At 43.7% G+C, this 17,907-nt stretch carries 12 protein-coding genes; all 12 read left to right on the forward strand.

Annotation, left to right across the window (positions count from 1 at the left end; genetic code table 11):
• Nucleotides 1–22 precede the first annotated feature (22 nt).
• The 12 genes from pcrA (at nucleotide 23) to NST56_RS03600 (ending at nucleotide 17,901) form a co-directional block, all read left to right on the forward strand.
• On the forward strand, nucleotides 23–2,242 hold the full coding sequence (gene pcrA / locus NST56_RS03545; protein WP_326227760.1) for a DNA helicase PcrA: 2,220 nt from the start codon (nucleotides 23–25) through the stop codon (nucleotides 2,240–2,242).
• A 23-nt stretch (nucleotides 2,243–2,265) separates the two neighbouring features.
• On the forward strand, nucleotides 2,266–4,272 hold the full coding sequence (ligA, locus tag NST56_RS03550; RefSeq protein WP_339180017.1) for an NAD-dependent DNA ligase LigA: 2,007 nt from the start codon (nucleotides 2,266–2,268) through the stop codon (nucleotides 4,270–4,272).
• Nucleotides 4,273–4,287: 15 nt separating this feature from the next.
• Nucleotides 4,288–5,478, forward strand: a complete 1,191-nt coding sequence (locus NST56_RS03555; protein WP_229148743.1) for a CamS family sex pheromone protein — start codon at nucleotides 4,288–4,290, stop codon at nucleotides 5,476–5,478.
• Between the two features lie 125 nt (nucleotides 5,479–5,603).
• The gene (locus NST56_RS03560; RefSeq protein ID WP_229148745.1) at nucleotides 5,604–6,797 is read left to right on the forward strand and encodes an MFS transporter; all 1,194 of its coding nucleotides are present in this window, start codon (nucleotides 5,604–5,606) and stop codon (nucleotides 6,795–6,797) included.
• An 84-nt stretch (nucleotides 6,798–6,881) separates the two neighbouring features.
• The gene (locus NST56_RS03565) at nucleotides 6,882–11,372 is read left to right on the forward strand and encodes an amino acid adenylation domain-containing protein (RefSeq protein ID WP_339180020.1); all 4,491 of its coding nucleotides are present in this window, start codon (nucleotides 6,882–6,884) and stop codon (nucleotides 11,370–11,372) included.
• The gene (locus tag NST56_RS03570) at nucleotides 11,369–12,874 is read left to right on the forward strand and encodes a serine hydrolase domain-containing protein (protein WP_268450550.1); all 1,506 of its coding nucleotides are present in this window, start codon (nucleotides 11,369–11,371) and stop codon (nucleotides 12,872–12,874) included. The genes NST56_RS03565 and NST56_RS03570 overlap by 4 nt, the downstream gene beginning before the upstream one ends.
• Nucleotides 12,864–13,847, forward strand: a complete 984-nt coding sequence (locus NST56_RS03575; RefSeq protein WP_326227755.1) for a BtrH N-terminal domain-containing protein — start codon at nucleotides 12,864–12,866, stop codon at nucleotides 13,845–13,847. Before NST56_RS03570 ends, NST56_RS03575 begins: the two co-directional genes overlap by 11 nt.
• Nucleotides 13,844–14,545 carry an alpha/beta fold hydrolase gene (locus tag NST56_RS03580; RefSeq protein ID WP_326227754.1) on the forward strand — a complete coding sequence of 234 codons (702 nt, stop codon included), beginning with the start codon at nucleotides 13,844–13,846 and terminating at the stop codon, nucleotides 14,543–14,545. The genes NST56_RS03575 and NST56_RS03580 overlap by 4 nt, the downstream gene beginning before the upstream one ends.
• 1 nt (nucleotide 14,546) lies before the next feature.
• Nucleotides 14,547–15,401: a 3-hydroxyacyl-CoA dehydrogenase family protein gene (locus NST56_RS03585; protein ID WP_229148753.1), complete on the forward strand. Its 855-nt coding sequence runs from the start codon at nucleotides 14,547–14,549 to the stop codon at nucleotides 15,399–15,401.
• Nucleotides 15,402–15,415: 14 nt separating this feature from the next.
• Complete coding sequence (locus tag NST56_RS03590; RefSeq protein WP_268446531.1) at nucleotides 15,416–16,477, forward strand: HAD-IIIC family phosphatase; 1,062 nt, start codon at nucleotides 15,416–15,418, stop codon at nucleotides 16,475–16,477.
• Between the two features lie 25 nt (nucleotides 16,478–16,502).
• Complete coding sequence (locus NST56_RS03595) at nucleotides 16,503–16,772, forward strand: acyl carrier protein (RefSeq protein WP_229148756.1); 270 nt, start codon at nucleotides 16,503–16,505, stop codon at nucleotides 16,770–16,772.
• Entirely contained in the window at nucleotides 16,759–17,901 is a 1,143-nt protein-coding gene (locus tag NST56_RS03600; protein WP_326217815.1) for an acyl-CoA dehydrogenase family protein, read from the forward strand. The genes NST56_RS03595 and NST56_RS03600 overlap by 14 nt, the downstream gene beginning before the upstream one ends.
• Nucleotides 17,902–17,907: the final 6 nt, after the last annotated feature.

Consider the following 17,907-nt stretch of genomic DNA (forward strand, 5'->3'; position numbering starts at 1 on the left):
TTGTATAGGCGGGTGACGAATTTTGAATTACATTAGCAATCAACTATTAAGCGGTTTAAACCCCGTTCAGCAGGAAGCTGTCAAAACAACGGACGGGCCTCTCTTGCTGATGGCGGGAGCGGGAAGCGGAAAGACGCGTGTCCTGACGCACAGAATCGCTTACTTAATGGCGGAAAAGCATGTGGCGCCGTGGAACATCTTGGCGATCACATTTACAAATAAAGCGGCCAGAGAAATGAAAGAACGTGTGGAGAGCATTCTCGGGCCTGGCGCGGACGATATCTGGATTTCCACATTCCACAGCATGTGTGTGCGAATTTTGCGCCGAGATATCGACCGCATCGGGATCAACCGTAATTTTTCAATCCTTGATACGGCTGACCAGCTTTCAGTCATCAAAGGGATATTGAAAGAACGCAACCTTGATCCGAAAAAATTTGATCCGAGAAGTATCCTCGGCACGATCAGCAGTGCGAAAAACGAATTGACCGAACCGGAGGAATTCTCTAAGGTTGCCGGTGGCTACTATGATCAGGTCGTCAGCGATGTATACACTGATTATCAAAAGAAACTGCTGAAAAACCAGTCTCTTGATTTCGACGACTTAATTATGACGACCATTAAACTGTTTGACCGTATTCCGGAAGTGCTTGAATTTTATCAGCGCAAATTCCAATACATCCACGTCGATGAGTATCAGGATACGAACAGAGCGCAATACATGCTCGTGAAGCAGCTGGCGGAGCGTTTCCAGAACCTTTGCGTTGTCGGCGACTCCGACCAGTCCATTTACAGATGGCGCGGGGCGGACATCGCCAACATTCTTTCCTTTGAAAAGGATTATCCGAATGCCAGCGTAATTTTGCTTGAACAAAACTACCGTTCAACAAAACGGATTTTGCGCGCGGCCAACGAAGTGATCCAAAACAACACAAACCGCAAGCCGAAAAATCTATGGACGGAAAACGATGAAGGAATTAAAATTTCCTATTACCGCGGAGACAATGAATTCGGTGAAGGACAATTTGTTGCCGGGAAAATTTATGAGCTTCATCACTCCGGCAAACGGAAGCTGTCGGATATCGCCATCTTGTATCGGACAAACGCCCAGTCCCGTGTGATTGAGGAAACGCTTCTCAAAGCGGGCTTGAACTATAACATTGTCGGCGGCACAAAATTCTATGACAGAAAAGAAATCAAAGACATTCTCGCGTACCTGCGTCTCGTATCCAATCCGGATGATGACATCAGCTTTACGCGTATTGTCAATGTGCCGAAGCGCGGAGTCGGCGCCACATCACTTGAAAAAATCGCTTCATATGCCGCGATGAACGGCTTGTCACTATTCCAAGCGATTCAGCAGGTTGATTTCATCGGCGTCAGCGCCAAGGCAGCCAACGCGCTCGACAGCTTCAGACAGATGATTGAGAACCTGACAAACATGCAGGACTATTTATCAATTACCGAGCTGACCGAAGAAATTCTCGATAAAACCGAATACAGAGAAATGCTGAAGGCAGAAAAATCAATTGAAGCCCAAAGCCGTTTAGAAAACATCGACGAGTTCCTGTCCGTAACGAAAAACTTTGAACAGAAAAGCGAAGACAAGACACTCGTTGCGTTCCTGACAGATTTGGCACTGATCGCTGATATCGATCAGCTCGACCAGAAAGAAGAGGAATCCGGCGGCACGGATGCGATCACGCTGATGACGCTGCACGCCGCAAAAGGACTGGAATTCCCGGTTGTTTTCCTTATGGGGCTTGAGGAAGGCGTCTTCCCGCACAGCCGTTCACTGATGGAAGAAGCAGAGATGGAAGAAGAACGCCGTCTCGCTTACGTGGGCATTACAAGAGCGGAGCAGGAGCTTTATCTGACCAACGCAAAAATGCGCACGTTGTTTGGCAGAACAAACATGAACCCGGAATCACGCTTTATCGGTGAAATTCCAGATGATTTATTGGAAAACCTAAATGAGAAAAAAGAAACGAGAGCGCCGTCTGCGAGAAAAATGCAGCCGAGACGCGGCCCTGTTTCCCGTCCGGTGTCCTACGCAAGCAAAACAGGCGGCGATACCCTCAGCTGGGCTGTCGGAGATAAAGCCGGGCATAAAAAATGGGGCACAGGAACCGTTGTCAGCGTGAAAGGCGAAGGAGAAGGGACCGAACTCGATATTGCCTTCCCGAGCCCGATCGGTGTGAAACGCCTGTTAGCGGCATTCGCGCCAATAGAAAAGCAGTAATTGAAGAGGAAAGGAAGAAGCAGATGGACAAAGAAACAGCGAAGCAGCGGGCAGAAGAACTGCGCCGCACCATCAACAAGTATAGCTATGAATATTACACCTTAGATGAACCGAGCGTCCCTGATGCTGAATACGACAGATTGATGCAGGAGCTGATTGCGATTGAGGAGGAGCATCCAGACCTCAGAACGCCTGATTCTCCTACACAGCGTGTCGGCGGCGCTGTGCTTGATGCGTTTCAAAAAGTCACTCACGGCACGCCGATGCTCAGTCTGGGCAACGCGTTTAATGCTGACGATCTCCGCGACTTTGACCGCCGTGTGCGACAGGCCGTGGGTGATGATGTGGCGTATAATGTGGAGCTAAAAATAGACGGTCTTGCTGTTTCTCTCCGTTATGAAGACGGCTATTTTGTCAGAGGCGCGACAAGAGGCGACGGGACGACGGGAGAGGATATTACGGAAAATCTGAAGACGATCCGCACTATTCCGCTCAAAATGAAACGCAGCCTTTCGATTGAAGTGCGAGGAGAGGCGTATATGCCGAAGCGTTCGTTTGAAGCGCTCAATGAAGAACGGATCAAAAACGAGGAAGAACCGTTCGCAAATCCGCGCAATGCCGCTGCGGGATCACTCAGACAGCTCGACCCTAAAATTGCGGCGAAACGAAATCTCGATATCTTCGTCTACAGTATAGCGGAGCTTGACGAAATGGGTGTGGAGACACAAAGCCAAGGACTTGATTTTCTCGACGACATCGGCTTTAAAACGAACCAGGAACGGAAAAAATGCGGCAGCATAGAAGAAGTCATTGCGATGATTGATGACATTCAGGCGAAACGAGCCGATCTCCCGTATGAAATTGACGGCATCGTCATCAAAGTGGATTCCCTTGATCAGCAGGAGGAGCTTGGTTTTACGGCGAAAAGTCCGCGCTGGGCCATCGCGTACAAGTTTCCAGCAGAAGAAGTCGTGACAAAGCTTCTCGATATCGAATTAAATGTCGGAAGAACGGGTGTGATTACGCCGACCGCGATTCTTGAGCCGGTAAAAGTAGCCGGGACAACGGTCTCAAGAGCATCCCTTCATAACGAAGATTTAATTAAAGAGAAGGATATCCGGATTTTGGATAAGGTAGTCGTCAAAAAAGCGGGCGATATTATACCTGAAGTCGTGAACGTTCTCGTTGAACAGCGCACGAGGGAAGAAAAGGAATTCAGCATGCCGACAGAATGCCCTGAATGCGGCAGTGAACTCGTCCGCATTGAAGGAGAAGTGGCGCTTCGCTGCATCAATCCTGAATGCCCTGCACAAATCAGAGAAGGGCTGATTCATTTTGTCTCCCGCAATGCCATGAACATTGACGGGCTTGGCGAACGAGTGATCACACAGCTGTTTCAGGAGAATCTCGTCCGTAATGTGGCAGATCTGTATAAGCTGACGAAGGTACAGGTGATTCAGCTCGAACGCATGGGCGAAAAATCAACTGAAAACCTAATCAGCTCTATACAAAAATCAAAGGAAAACTCATTAGAGCGCCTGTTATTCGGCCTCGGCATCCGCTTTATCGGCTCGAAGGCTGCAAAGACGCTCGCCATGCACTTTGAAAGCTTGGACAATCTGAAAAAAGCTACCATAGAGGAACTTCTCGCAATAGATGAAATCGGTGAAAAAATGGCTGACGCAGTCATCACCTATTTCCATAAAGAAGAAATGCTCGAGCTTTTGGCCGAACTTGAGGAGCTGGGCGTAAACACACTTTATAAAGGTCCGAAAAAAGTAAAAGCAGAGGACAGCGATTCCTATTTTGCAGGCAAAACCATCGTTCTGACAGGCAAGCTGGAAGAGCTGTCAAGAAACGAAGCGAAAGCGCAAATTGAAGCGCTCGGCGGAAAGATGACTGGAAGCGTCAGTAAAAACACAGACTTGGTTATCGCTGGAGAAGCGGCGGGAAGCAAGCTGACAAAAGCGCAAGAGCTGAACATTGAAGTGTGGAATGAACAACAGCTAATGGGAGAGCTAAAGAAATAAGAGGAGTGTTTTCTATTGAAAAAGACGTTGGTAATGGCGGCAACGGCGGCAGTGTTGATGCTGTCTGCCTGTTCGTCAGGTTTTGGGGGGAAGAAGGAGGAAGAGATTACGCAAAAAACGGCGAAATCGTCAGAAAAAGCGATTATCCCGAAATACAATATCTCTGACTCCTATTACAAAATGGTGCTTCCGTTTAAAGCGGGGAAAGCACGAGGCCTGACAACGGAACAGCTGAATACAAGACTTGATATTGATGAGTTTGAAACGGGACTGATGCGCCTTGCCCAAGACTCTTTCTCGACAGACGATTATCTGTTCCAAGAAGGACAATATTTAGATGAAGATACAGTATTAAGCTGGCTGGCTCGGAAAAAAACAGGATCTGATCTGAAAAAAGCTCAAAAAGAAGATAAAAACTTTAAAAACGAAGGTCTGAACCCAGCGCTCCCTAGCTCTGGCTCAACAGAAGAGAAAAACGAAAGCAGTCCGGTTTATTTAGCTTCTATGCTGGAACATGATTACTTAGTCAGAAAAGACAAGAATTCCATCCAGCTTGGCGGCGTTATGATCGGCTTGGCGTTAAATTCAGTGTATTACTACCGCGAGAAAACAGGCGACCCTCAAAAAGAAGTGGAAATTGATAACAGCACACTCCGTAAACAGGGAGAAAAAATCGCGCAGGAGGTCATTAACCGCCTTCGCAAAAAAGACAACCTGAAGAATGTGCCGATTACGATTGCGCTTTACAAACAGGCGTCTAAAACATCCATCGTTCCCGGCAATTTTATCGCCAAAACAGAAGTCAAAGCAGGCTCCTCTGATATTTCAAACTGGGACGATGTAAATGAAAAATACGTCTTCTATCCGGCCGATACGAGCACTGCAGAGAAATATCCGGATGATTCTGAAGTCTTTAAACGATTCAAAAACTCAATTGACAACTACTTCCCGAACTACACAGGTGTTGTCGGAACGGCCCTGTATGAAAACGATGAAATGAAGAAAATGAAAATCGAAATTCCGATGCAATTCTACGGAAAGAGTGAAGTCGTCGCGTTTACCCAGTTCTTAACGGGTGAGGTCATGGACTATTACTCAAAGAGCTCACTAGATCTCGAAGTGGATATTACATCCTCAGACGGCCAGGAAGCGGTCATTCTCCGTGATGCTGGCGATAAAGAGCCGACTGTTCACATTTATGACTAAAATAAGTTAACCCCTTGCGCCGCAGCGGCGCTGGGGTTATTTTGCGTTTATATTGAATTTGAGGATCGTTGGATAGGGTATGCATTTATGTTATGATGTTCAAAAAATAGAAAAGGGTTGAAAATATGAAAAATAAATCCTTTTATTTCATATGGGCGGGGCAGTCGATTGCCAATTTAGGAGATTCTCTATATGTGCTTGTTCTGACCCTGTTTACCTATCAAGTCACAGACTCGGCTTTTTTGGCATCGCTTGTGGCCATGATGCAATTTGTCGGCCAATCATTAAGCGCAGTTTTTATACCTGTTTTTATCAATAAATACAGGCTCAAGCAGATTTTGATCTTTTTACAGCTGACGCAAACCATACTTTTATCTTTGCTGCTCCTCATATTTATTATAGATTTTAAATCTATTGTAATCTTTTTCTTGATTGTATTTTTCATGTCGCTGTTAGATGGAGGAACCATCCCGGTCAGAAATTCTATGATTCCCCGTTTTGTTCCAAAACCCATGCTATTAAAAGCAAACAGTCTTGTGCTGACCTCTGATCAGATCGTGCTCTTGCTCGGTTGGCTGCTCGGCGGCCTTTTGATCAAATGGCTCGGGCCCCAATTGCTATTAATGCTGACTTTTGTGCTTTATGGCACTTCAACAGTGTCTTTATTTTTTGTCAAGGATGCGGGTAAAGGAGATGGCGAACAGGAAGAAAACGAATCTTTTATTGATAAAATCGCAGCTGGCTGGAAAGCGATTTATCAGATGCCTGTTATCAGAATGCTGACTGTTCTTGAGCTTTTATCCATGTTCGGCAGAAGCATTTGGACGGGGGCTATCATTCTTGTATATGTCGATGAAGTGCTTCATAAAAACGAAACATGGTGGGGGTTTATTAATGCCAGCTATTTCGCGGGTACCATTACAGGCGGTTTAATCGTATGGAAATTTTCGAAAAGCATCAACGGAAAGCTGTTCTCAATGATTTTATGGACTTCAATTGCTATCGGCGCTTCTACATTATGTCTTGCGCTAAACAAGTATGCGTTGGCATCCTTGCTTCTTGTCTTTATTCTGGGACCCTCATTTCAGCTCAGGGGGATTGCGATCAGAACTTATGTGCAGGAGAACATAAACGAAACATTGCTGCCAAAAATCCTGTCTGCTCAGCATACAATAAGCACATTTGTATACGGAGCTTCTATCTTGATTATGAGCAGTCTAACTGATTGGCTTGGTGTGCAATATGTCTTTTTCTTGAATTTTATCATTTTTACTGTTTCAGCGCTTCTATCATTAAAACTAAAAAATGAACAAATATAGACAATATATTATAAATATTTACAAAAATATTTTTGTGTGTTTAAATTGGTGTTATTAAATACTTTTTGTAAAGAGGTGGAATTTTTGGACGGTCACTTTAACTTATTTCCTCTTTCTCATCACCAAAAAAGAATTTTAAATATTGAAAATTTATATCCTGATACAGCTATTAATCATATTGGCGGACTTGTACAAATCAATGGAAAACTTCATCTTGAGACATTACAAAAAGCCATTCAGCTTTGTATCAGTCAGACAGAATCCCTTAGAATAAGGCTCGTGAAGCAGGAAGAATCAGTTCTTCAATACATAGAAAAAAAAGCCCATGTCCATGTGCCGTCTGCCGATTTTACTCAAACCGATCATCCTTTTGAAAGAATGCTAGATTGGGCGGAAAGGGAATTTAAAATACCATTCTCTTTATATGATAGCGCGCTTGCTCAATTTTATGTATTTCAAACAGATGAAGCGACATGCGGATATTTAATCAAATGCCATCATATTGTTGCTGATGGCTGGTCTATGAAAATTATCATTGATAAGATTAAAAATCTGTACATGCAGCTCACAGCCGGTGAATTGCTTACAGGAGGCGCTGACAATTATTCGATACTCATAGAAAAAGAGAAAAAATACCTTTCTTCATCCCGATATCATAAAGATGCCGCGTTTTGGAAAGATGAATTTTCTCATTTGCCGGACAGCTTCCTCTCAAAAAGTTCTGCACACATTGCCGGAAAACGCAAACGGTTTAAGATGGAGCAGGAGCATTCGAGCGCAGTTTATGAATTTATTCAACAGCAAGGCTCTTCGTTAAACGCTTTGTTTACTGCATCCTTGTTTTGGTATTTAAGCAAAATAACCGGAGAGAATGATTTCATTATAGGGACGCCAGTATTAAACAGATCAGGTAAGAAGGAAAAAAGCACTGCAGGGATGACTGTCAGTACGATGCCGTTCAGAAAGAAAACAGAGCATGAAATATGTTTTTCAGACTTTTTGCAAGAAGTCAATTCCGATTATATGAAATATTTTCTCCATCAACGATATCCCTATGACGAACTGGTGAAGGAACTGCAGCTCTCAAAACAGGGATACGACCAGCTTTTCCAAATTTATATTAATTCATATAACACTGACCTAGCTTCTGATATAAGCGGATGTCATGTCGAATATGATGAATTATATAACGGGTCGCAGCCTTATTCCCTGCAGATCGCCGTTAAAGAATGGGATGAAGGCGGAGCGATCGAATTGCAGTTCGACTACAAGGTATCCGATTACAGCGAATCGGACATTCAGCTATTGAATGACCGTTTACAGCGCTTGATTTTATTAGTTATCGAGAATCCAGAAATGAAATTAAGAAATTTGTCTCTATTAACTGAACAAGAAAAAAGAGACGAAATCGTGAAGTGGAATCAGACACGGGCCGATTATCCGAAAGATCAGACAATCGATCAATTATTTCAAGGGAAAGCCGCACAGCATCCGTTCCATACAGCGATTGAGGATGGAAGCAAACAGGTTTCCTATCAAGAATTGGATAAACGCTCCAACCAGATTGCCCGTTACCTTATACATAAAGGAATAAGCCGCGATCATTTTGCTGCCGTGAGCATGAAACATTCACCGGATTTGATCGCTGTGTTGCTGGGGATTTTAAAAGCAGGCGGCGCCTATGTGCCGATTGATCCCGAGTATCCAGCCGAACGCATTCAATATATTTTAGAAAACAGTGAAGCGGCGTTTTTTATCACAGATCCGCTTTTTGAGATAGACTGCCGTTTGCCAAGCCACGTGAAAAAAATCAGCTTTGACTGCGCCATGTTTCATGATTTAGACACGGGACAGTTAGACATCAAGAACGATCCTTCCGACATCGCATATATGATTTATACTTCAGGATCAACAGGGCAGCCTAAAGGCGTGATGATTGAACATCAAAGCCTTGTAAACTACATCATATCAGCCTCTCAGAATTATACTTCTTCCCAAAGTGATAGCTTTGCGCTCTACTCATCCATAGCTTTTGATTTAACCGTTACATCCATTTATACCCCATTAGTGACAGGAAATAAAATCATCATTTACAGACAAGAAGATATATCGGAGTTTATACTTCATCGAATCATAAAGGAAAAGAAAACGGCTGTTATCAAGCTGACGCCAGCGCATTTAGCGTTATTGAAAGATGAAAATTTGTCAGACTCCTCTATAAAAAGAATGATCGTCGGCGGGGAGCAGCTGCCTGTTTCATTAGCACGTCAGGTAACAGAATTATCAGATCACTGCATTGAGATTTTTAATGAATACGGACCGACAGAAGCGACAGTGGGTTGTATGATCCACAAATATAATCCAAAACAGGATAAGCAAGCTTCGGTCCCAATCGGGATTCCGCTGCAGAACACTGAACTTTATTTATTAGATGAACAGCTGCAGCCGGTTCTGCCTGGATCCCAAGGCGAACTGTACATATCAGGCGATAATGTCGCCAGGGGCTATTGGAAGCGCCCAAATCTCCAAAAAGAACGTTTTCTGGATAACCCTTTTATAAAGGGCAGAAAAATGTACAAGACAGGCGATCTGGCGAAAAGATCCAGCAGCGGATTGCTTGAATATGCAGGGCGGAAAGATCATCAAATCAAATTAAAAGGCTACCGTATTGAACTGGGAGAAATTGAGTTAGCCCTGCTTTCGCTAGAAGACATAGATGAGGCCGTTGTCATTGATTTTGCTGATTCACAGGGCAGAAAACAACTGGTGGCATATGTTGTCAGCTCAACCAAAACGACAGCGCTGGAGCTCCGGAAAAAGCTTTCTGACAAACTGCCCGTTTTTATGGTCCCGGCCTACTTTATTCATATGGATCGGATTCCGCTTACGCAAAATGGAAAAACAGACAGAGAAGCGCTCCCTGACCCTTTACTGTCTCAAGAGCAAACGTTCTGCAGTTTAGACGAAAAGCAGAAAGCCGCAGAGGCGGTTCTTCTGGAAACCGCGAAAGAGATTCTCGGCCAGACTGATATTCGCCCGGAAGATCATTTTTATCAACTTGGCGGAGATTCCATTAAAGCCATTCAATTTGTTTCAAAAATGAAAGAAAAAGGGCTTTTTATAAGGACCCAGGATATTTTGACATATCCCGTATTCAGAGAGCTTGTCAGTGTCGTGACGAGTAAACAAGCTCCCTCCATTCCGCAGCAAAAAGCTGAAGGCAGGGTCATGGACACACCGATAACAAAATGGTTTTGGTCCTTAAATTTAAAGTGCGAGCATTTCTGGCATCAATCGGTCATGCTCACTGCTAAAAAAGAGATCAGCCTGGAAAATGTAAAGGCGATTCTGTCTGTTTTGATCAGCCATCACGATGCTTTAAGAATGACTGTTGAAAAAGAATCAATGACCTTGGTTTATCACAATGAAGATATTGAGCCTCATATCGAATATGGGGATGTATCGAGTCTTCCTGAGGGGGAGCAAACCAAGCAAATAGCAGTGATCGGACAGAAAATGAGAGAAAAGACGGACGTATACAACGATGTGCTTTTTAAAACAGGTGTAATCAAAGCGAAAGAAAAAACGCATCTGTTATTTACAGCGCACCACCTGATTGCGGACGGAGTATCATGGCAAATCCTGATTGATGATTTTCTTTCTCTTTTACATTCAACGAACAAGCAGGAAGGAAAGGGACTGCCTTTAAAGACACATTCTTACCAGGAATTCTCAGCTTCGATAAATGAGTATGCCGATTCCCGTGAGGCGGAAGAAGAATACAGCTACTGGGCAGAAAAAGTGAGGAAGATTGAGCCGCTCTACGGGCTCCGTGCTGAGGGTTCGAAAGTAAAAGACAGCAAAAAACTGAAACGGGTTTTGAGCCGTCAATTGACTCAAAAACTGCTGAGTGAAGCAAATGAGGCGTATCAAACCCAAACGAATGATTTGCTGCTCACTGCGTTAATCCGTGCTTGCCGTCAATGTACTGGCAAAGACGTTATTTCTTTAGAATTAGAAGGCCACGGAAGAGAGCCGCTGAAGGAACACTTAGACTTTTCGAGAACGTTCGGGTGGTTTACAGCCATGTATCCTGCCGTGTTTCAGACTGAGGCCGATCTGCCGGCCCAAATCCGTTCGGTGAAAGAAAACATACGGAGCATCCCTAATAAAGGTATCGGCTACGGCGCCCTCACCTACTTGAGTAAGCGAATGCCGGACCATATAAAACCCGAGCTGCGCTTTAATTATTTAGGGGAAGTTGACCGTTTTTTAGCGGATAAACCTGAATACAGCATGACTTATTTAAATTCAGGAGCCGAGTCATCACCTGAAAATGATCTGACAGTCAGTCTAGATTTAACAGCGGGAATTTATGACGGACAGCTTACGGTGGATTTAAGCTGCAGCGGCCTTTATCAAACAGAAGATATGGAACAGCTTCTAGATGAATTTTCTGTACAGCTGACGGAGCTAGCTGAACATTGTTGTAAGCAAGAGTCTGTCGAATATACGCCATCAGATTTTGAGACTGCCTCATTATCTATGGAAGAATTGGATTCCTTGTTCAAATGATGAGAATTGTATGGCTGGTTTTATGTCTTTGTATTCTGTCAGTTCAAACGTTGAATGGGGGACAGGCAAGCGCTCAGACACCAGTTGATAAGCGTATTGACGTCCTGATAGAAAAGCAGATGAAGGAAAGCCGAATACCTGGGATTTCAGTGGTTGCTGTAAAAGGTAATGAGGTGGTGTACAAAAAGGGATTCGGTTATGCCGATGAGGGGCATAACCGCCCTGTGACCAGCTCGACATTGTTTGAGATGGGCTCAACCTCTAAGGCGTTTACTGCTCTCGGCGTGCTTAGGCTTGCCCGCTTGGGGACAATCAGTCTGAATGATCCTGTCAGCCGGTATGTCAGCGGATTTTATGCAGTTTACAAAGGAAAGAGAGAAAATATCACGATCAGTCAGCTGCTGCATCATACAAGCGGAATCCCATTTTTGTCGATAGCGGATATTAAAGCTGATTCAAGAAAAGACGCCTTGGAGCAAACAGCAAAAGGGTTACAGGGAGTTAAACTTAGTCATAAGCCGGGAACTGCATTTGAATATGCCACAATTAATTATGATGTGCTGGGATATATCATCGAACAGGCATCAGGACAGCCATATGAGCGATATATGGCTGAGCATGTTTTTAAGCAATTAGATATGTCAAACACGTATGCCGGGAGGACCGCTGGTCATGCAGGTGATGTATCAGCAGGTTTTAAAATTGGATTTGTAAAGGCCAGAGCCTATAAGGCGCCTGAGTATAGGGGGAACACGCCTGCCGGATATATTTTCACAAACGGAGAGGATTTATCCAAATGGCTTCAATTTCAACTGAAACACAGTGACGCTGATATAGACCGGCTGATTGAACAGAGTCACCTGCCGGATAAAAGTGTAAAAGCAGTCGAGCCGGGCGTATATTACGGTGCGGGATGGTCAGTTTTTGAAAAAAAGGGCAGAGTCAAGGAAGTGTTTCATGCCGGCTCCAATCCTAATTTTTCTTCGTTTATTATCGTCAGCTCCGATGATAATGCGGCTGTAGGTGTTCTGGCCAATATGAACAGTGCGTACCCTGAGAAAATTGCTCGTTCTGTTTTACAAACGATTTCCGGCCAAAACCAAATAGAGGACAATGCTGTAACTGATCCCTTTCAATTTATTGATAAAGCAGCTGCCAGCATGCTGGGTTTATTCAGTATATTATTTATCGTTCTTCTATGCCGTATCTATATTTGGCTGAGAAGAGCAAAAGCGAAAAGCCTTCCCGTTCAACAGCGGACAAGGATAAAGGCATTGCTTTGGGGGCTATTACTGGCAGTAGGCATGCTGGTGCCGAAGCTTATTTCTGTTTTTGCCTTTAATGGTTTGCCATGGAGCATGATATTCATCTGGGGCCCTGTTTCTCTTCTATATTTGGCAGCGGTTTACTATATGCTACTATTTGCCTCCTGTATATACGGTTTAACCGCATGCTTATTCAATCAACGTGCCGCAAGAAGGAGTGAAACGCATGAAATGTGAAGCATATATCCCTGGTATTCAGCCGTTTAACGAACTATTTTATCGCAGCTGTTTTTTTAACTGTTATTTTTCCGTCGTTCGCTCGTTTCAGCAAGAGATGTATCCTTATCTTTTAAATGATATTTATTCTTATCAAATGGATGAAGAAGGTTATCCGATAATTGAACGGACAGAAGTCCATGATCCCGAGCATGTCATGAATTTGCAGGGGATTTACGCGGATAAGCAATCAATGAGCGGCAATCTCATAACTGATATAAAACAGGACATTCTTGAAAACAAACCCGTCATCATATGGCTGGACACATACGCCCAGCCTTACAGGCAGGAATATATGTCTAAACATAACCGCAACTGCATGTTGATTTACGGCTTTCATGACGCTGAACAGACCGTTCTTGCCATTGAAAACCGTTATCCGGATAACTTGTCATATGAGACCAGAAACATCTCAAATCATCATCTGGTCAAAGCCTATCAAGCTTATCATGACTATTTTCAGCCGCCTGCCGCTTTTCATTCATATGCCTCTTTTACTTATGATCCAGATAAGGACTGCTCAGGGCATAGCATCTTCAAGGATGCTAGTGCTTATTTTGTTCAAAATGTCACCAAGTATCTAGAACGAATGTTATCCGGTTTGACGAGTTTCAGCCGGTTTATCGATCAATTTCATAGCATAAGAGACAGCGAAAAGCTCCTTCACTCATTTAATGAGATTTTAAATATAAAAAAAATTGAGCAATACCGCCTCTCCCTTCTTCCGGCGTTTGACCAGCTTACAGCTGTGACAGCCGACATTATTAAGGAATGGGAAACGGCGCGGCATCTTGCGGCAAAGCTTTATTTTTCGGGAGAATCATCTTCCGGTTATGAAGACCGGATTAAAGATTCACTGAAAAAAGTGCTGGAGCTTGAAGCAGCACATATTGAATGTTTGAAGGATATTGGTAAAGAGGAGAGGGTCAAATGATCAAATTATTCTGTCTGCCATATGCCGGGAGTTCGAGCACCATCTTTAGCGGATGGAAAAGGTTTCTTGATGCGTCAGTTGAACTGGTGGCCTTGGAGCTTCCCGGACATGGAACAAGAATGTCTGAGCCCTTGCTGAATCATGCAGAATCTGTGGCAGAAGACCTTTTTGAGCAAGCAACATCCCATTTGGGCGATTCCGATTATGCCATTTTTGGACACAGCATGGGATCGTTGCTTGCATATGAGCTGCAAAAGAAATTAACCGCTGAAAATAAACAGCCGATCCATATGTTTTTTTCCGGGCGGTTTCCTCCTCATATCCCGGAAAAGAAAGTGCTTCATCAGCTTTCAAATTCCGCTTTAAAACAAGCGATCATTGAGATGGGAGGTGTGCCCGAAGAGTTCAACAAAAATGAGCAGGTGCTTGATTTTTTCCTTCCTATTTTAAGAGCTGATTTTCAGCTCCTAGAGACCTACAGGAATACAAGCGTTCAACCTCTCTCCTGCGATATCTCGATTTTTTACGGAAAACGTGATCTGCCGTCTGTGCTGTTTGATTTATCGGACTGGAATCAGTACACCGATCAGACATGCAGTTTTTACGAATTTGAGGGCGACCACTTTTTTATTAATCAAAGGACAGAAGAAGTGACAGCAAAAATCAATCATATTTTGAATCAGACAGGAGTGGTGTGAAATGGATTTCAGAAACGCCGGTGTTATCGGAGGGGGCGTCATGGGGGCCGATATGGCTCTTGATTTGTCTGCGAATGGGTATCATGTGATTTTACTGGATGTCAGCGACGAGAAACTGAAAGCCGCTGAAGAAAATATAAGAAAGACGTTCCGGCTTGTTCAGCTTATGCGAAAAGATAAATTCAGCATGTCACTGGATGATGTGCTTGAGAACATTCAGTTTACGACTGAGCCGAGCAATTTGAAACCTGCTGATATCATCATCGAAAATGTAACGGAAGATTGGAATATCAAACGGCAGGTATATACGCAATTACGTGATATCTGCCATACAGAAACCATCTACCTTGTAAATACAAGCTGCATCTCAATTACGAAGGTAGGTTCACTGATGCATCGCCCGGAAAAGGTGATTGGAGCGCATTTTATGAACCCTGTTCCTTTGAAAGAACTCGTAGAAGTGATTCGGGGTGATGCCACTTCTGATGAGACTGTCGATGCAACCGTACAGTTTTTGAAATCTTTTGACAAAAAACCTGTTGTCGTGAACGATTTTCCAGGGTTTGTATCAAATCGCGTGTTAATGCTGACCATTAATGAAAGCATTTGGACAGTTCAAGATCAGGTAGCGACACCGGCAAATGTTGATAAAATTTTCCGCGGCGGATTCGGGCATAAAATGGGGCCGCTTGCGACTGCGGATTTAATTGGTCTTGATACGATCCTTAACTCCCTGCTGGTTCTGTATGAAAGCTACAAAGATTCAAAATTCAGGCCATGTCCGCTGCTTGTGAAAATGGTGGATGCAGGAAAGCTGGGAAGAAAGTCAGGCCAGGGATTTTTCCAATACAGTTAAAGGAGGAACGCCCATTGAAAAAGGGAGTTAAGTGTGTTGTCTGGGATTTAGATCATACCTTATGGGATGGGATTCTGCTTGAATCCGATGATGTAAAGCTGAAGGACGGTATAAAAGAAATTTTGACCGAGCTTGATGAACGCGGCATACTGCTGTCTATTGCAAGCAGAAATGACGAAGCGTCTGTTATGGAGAAATTAAAGGAATTCGGAATAGACCATTTCTTTTTATATCCGGAAATCGGCTGGAATGCAAAGTCGTCTTCTTTGGAAAAGATTAGCCAAAATCTCAATATCCATAAGGATACGCTGCTTTTTATTGACGACCAAGTGTTTGAAAGAGAGGAAGTGCAAAATGCCCATCCGGACATTTCGTGCTGGGATGCTGCCCACTATAAGGATCTCATCAACGATCCTCTCCTGAAGCCGGCATTTATAACAGAGGATGCAAAAAGGCGCCGACAGATGTATGTGGAGGATGATCACAGAAGAGAGGCAGAAGAGCAGTTTGAAGGACCATCCGAGCAATTTCTTGCCAGTCTGAATATGAAGTTTACAATCAGCTATGCGCAAGAAAGCGACCTGCAGCGGGCTGAAGAGCTTACGGTGCGTACGAATCAGCTGAATGCAAGCGGAAAAACATACGATTATGAGGAATTGGATTATTTTCGAAAGTCGGATTCTCATATGCTTTTAGTCTGCGAGCTTGAGGATAAGTACGGCTCGTATGGCAAAATCGGACTCTCTTTAATCGAAAATAAAGAGGATGAATGGCACATTAAACTTCTTTTAATGTCATGCCGGGTCATGTCTCGCGGCGTCGGTACGATTTTGCTCACAGCCATCTTAAATGAAGCGAAAGAGCAAAGCAAAAAACTGTTTGCAGATTTTAAACAAACAGATCGGAACAGAGTGATGTATATCACATATAAGTTTGCCAACTTCAAAGAGCATACAAAGGGTCCAGACGGCTTCATCTTATTTGAAAATGACCTGAGCCAGATTCAGCCGTATCCTGCATATGTTGAGGTCAAAACTGAATTCAGCCAATCGCCTGTTGCGGAAAGCAGCAATTAATCTAAATAGCGGGGAGAGCAAATTAATGAATCTTCATGAACAAATAAGAGAATATATTGAACAAAATCTGGTAGTTTTTGATGATGAAATCGAGTTATCAAATGATGACCACATCTTTGAAATGGGGTTTGTGAATTCTTTATTTGCGATGAAGCTTGTGACATTTCTGGAGCAAAATTTTAGGTTTCAGCTTGATAACGAAGATTTAGATATTGCGAACTTCAGCACTGTAAATCGGATCGTCAGTCTGATTGAAAAGAAACAGTCGGGAGCCGTTGCAAATGAAAACAGCTGAGAAAAAAGCCGACATCATTCAAGAATTCCAGGTTTACTGTAACGAAAAAATCAGACCGTTTGCGGGAGAATTTGATGAGAAGGAGTGCATCCCGGAAGAATTGATAAAAGATTTAGGGAGCAAATCTTATTTTGCCGCGGGTATTCCGGAAACCTATCACGGTTTGGGATTGAACCCAATTGAATACGGTTTGTTTACTGAACAAGCAGGTAAAGCGTGCTGTAATATTCGAACCCTGCTGACTGTGAATTCGTTAGTCGGTGAATCTCTACTGCGGTACGGCACAGAACGCCAAAAAGAAGAATGGCTTGTACCAATCGGAAAAGGAGAGAAGATCGGAGCGTTTGCATTGTCTGAACCGAACATTGGTTCAGACGCGAACCACATTGAAACATCGTATACAAAAAGCGGCAGCCGCTATATCATCCACGGCAGAAAAAAATGGATTTCCTTTGGTGCCATTGCTGACTTTTTTCTCGTTATCGCCCGTGATGGAGAAGAAGTGACCGCCTTTATTGTAGACAGCCGTCAGAGCGGAGTAACGGTAAAAAAAATGGAAGGCATGATGGCCAATAGAGCTTCTTATCTTGCAGAAATAGAGTTTGACGGCGTCGAGGTTTCTGATGAACAAATATTAGGACCAGCCGGAGGCGGTTTTAATTATATCGTTAACTTGGCTTTGGATCACGGGAGATACAGTGTTGCATGGGCCGGCTTGGCGATTGCACAGGAAGCCGTTGATTCGTTAGTCACGTACTCGCGAAAGAGAAGCCAATTCGGAGAGAAGCTCTACAAACATCAAATGATTAAAGGCATGATCGGTGATGCTGTAACGCAGTTGCATGCAGCACGCGCTTTATGTATGAAAGCCGGCGAAATGAGGATGAAACAAGATCCAGAAGCCGTGACGGAAACGTCTATCGCAAAATATTTCACTTCAAAGATCGCTGTTGACGTTACCAACTCGAACGTGCAGATCCACGGGGGAAGAGGCTTCAGCAAAGACCATTCAGCCGCCCGGCTGTACAGAGAAGCCAAAGTATTGGAGATCATTGAAGGAACATCTCAAATTCAACAGCAGGTGATCGCGAATTATGGATTGAGACGATATTTTGTTAAACATATATAGGCGGGA

Source organism: Bacillus sp. FSL R5-0560 (genome assembly GCF_037966305.1).
GTDB lineage: Bacteria > Bacillota > Bacilli > Bacillales > Bacillaceae > Bacillus > Bacillus mojavensis.

Excerpts from the sequence above, each read along its gene's own strand:
- NST56_RS03570 (WP_268450550.1), top strand. The coding sequence starts at position 11,369 with ATGATGAGAATTGTATGGCTGGTTTTATGTCTTTGTATTCTGTCAGTT.
- NST56_RS03575 (WP_326227755.1), top strand. The coding sequence starts at position 12,864 with ATGAAATGTGAAGCATATATCCCTGGTATTCAGCCGTTTAACGAACTA.
- NST56_RS03560 (WP_229148745.1), top strand. The coding sequence starts at position 5,604 with ATGAAAAATAAATCCTTTTATTTCATATGGGCGGGGCAGTCGATTGCC.
- NST56_RS03595 (WP_229148756.1), top strand. The coding sequence starts at position 16,503 with ATGAATCTTCATGAACAAATAAGAGAATATATTGAACAAAATCTGGTA.
- ligA (WP_339180017.1), top strand. The coding sequence starts at position 2,266 with ATGGACAAAGAAACAGCGAAGCAGCGGGCAGAAGAACTGCGCCGCACC.
- NST56_RS03585 (WP_229148753.1), top strand. The coding sequence starts at position 14,547 with ATGGATTTCAGAAACGCCGGTGTTATCGGAGGGGGCGTCATGGGGGCC.
- NST56_RS03580 (WP_326227754.1), top strand. The coding sequence starts at position 13,844 with ATGATCAAATTATTCTGTCTGCCATATGCCGGGAGTTCGAGCACCATC.
- NST56_RS03600 (WP_326217815.1), top strand. The coding sequence starts at position 16,759 with ATGAAAACAGCTGAGAAAAAAGCCGACATCATTCAAGAATTCCAGGTT.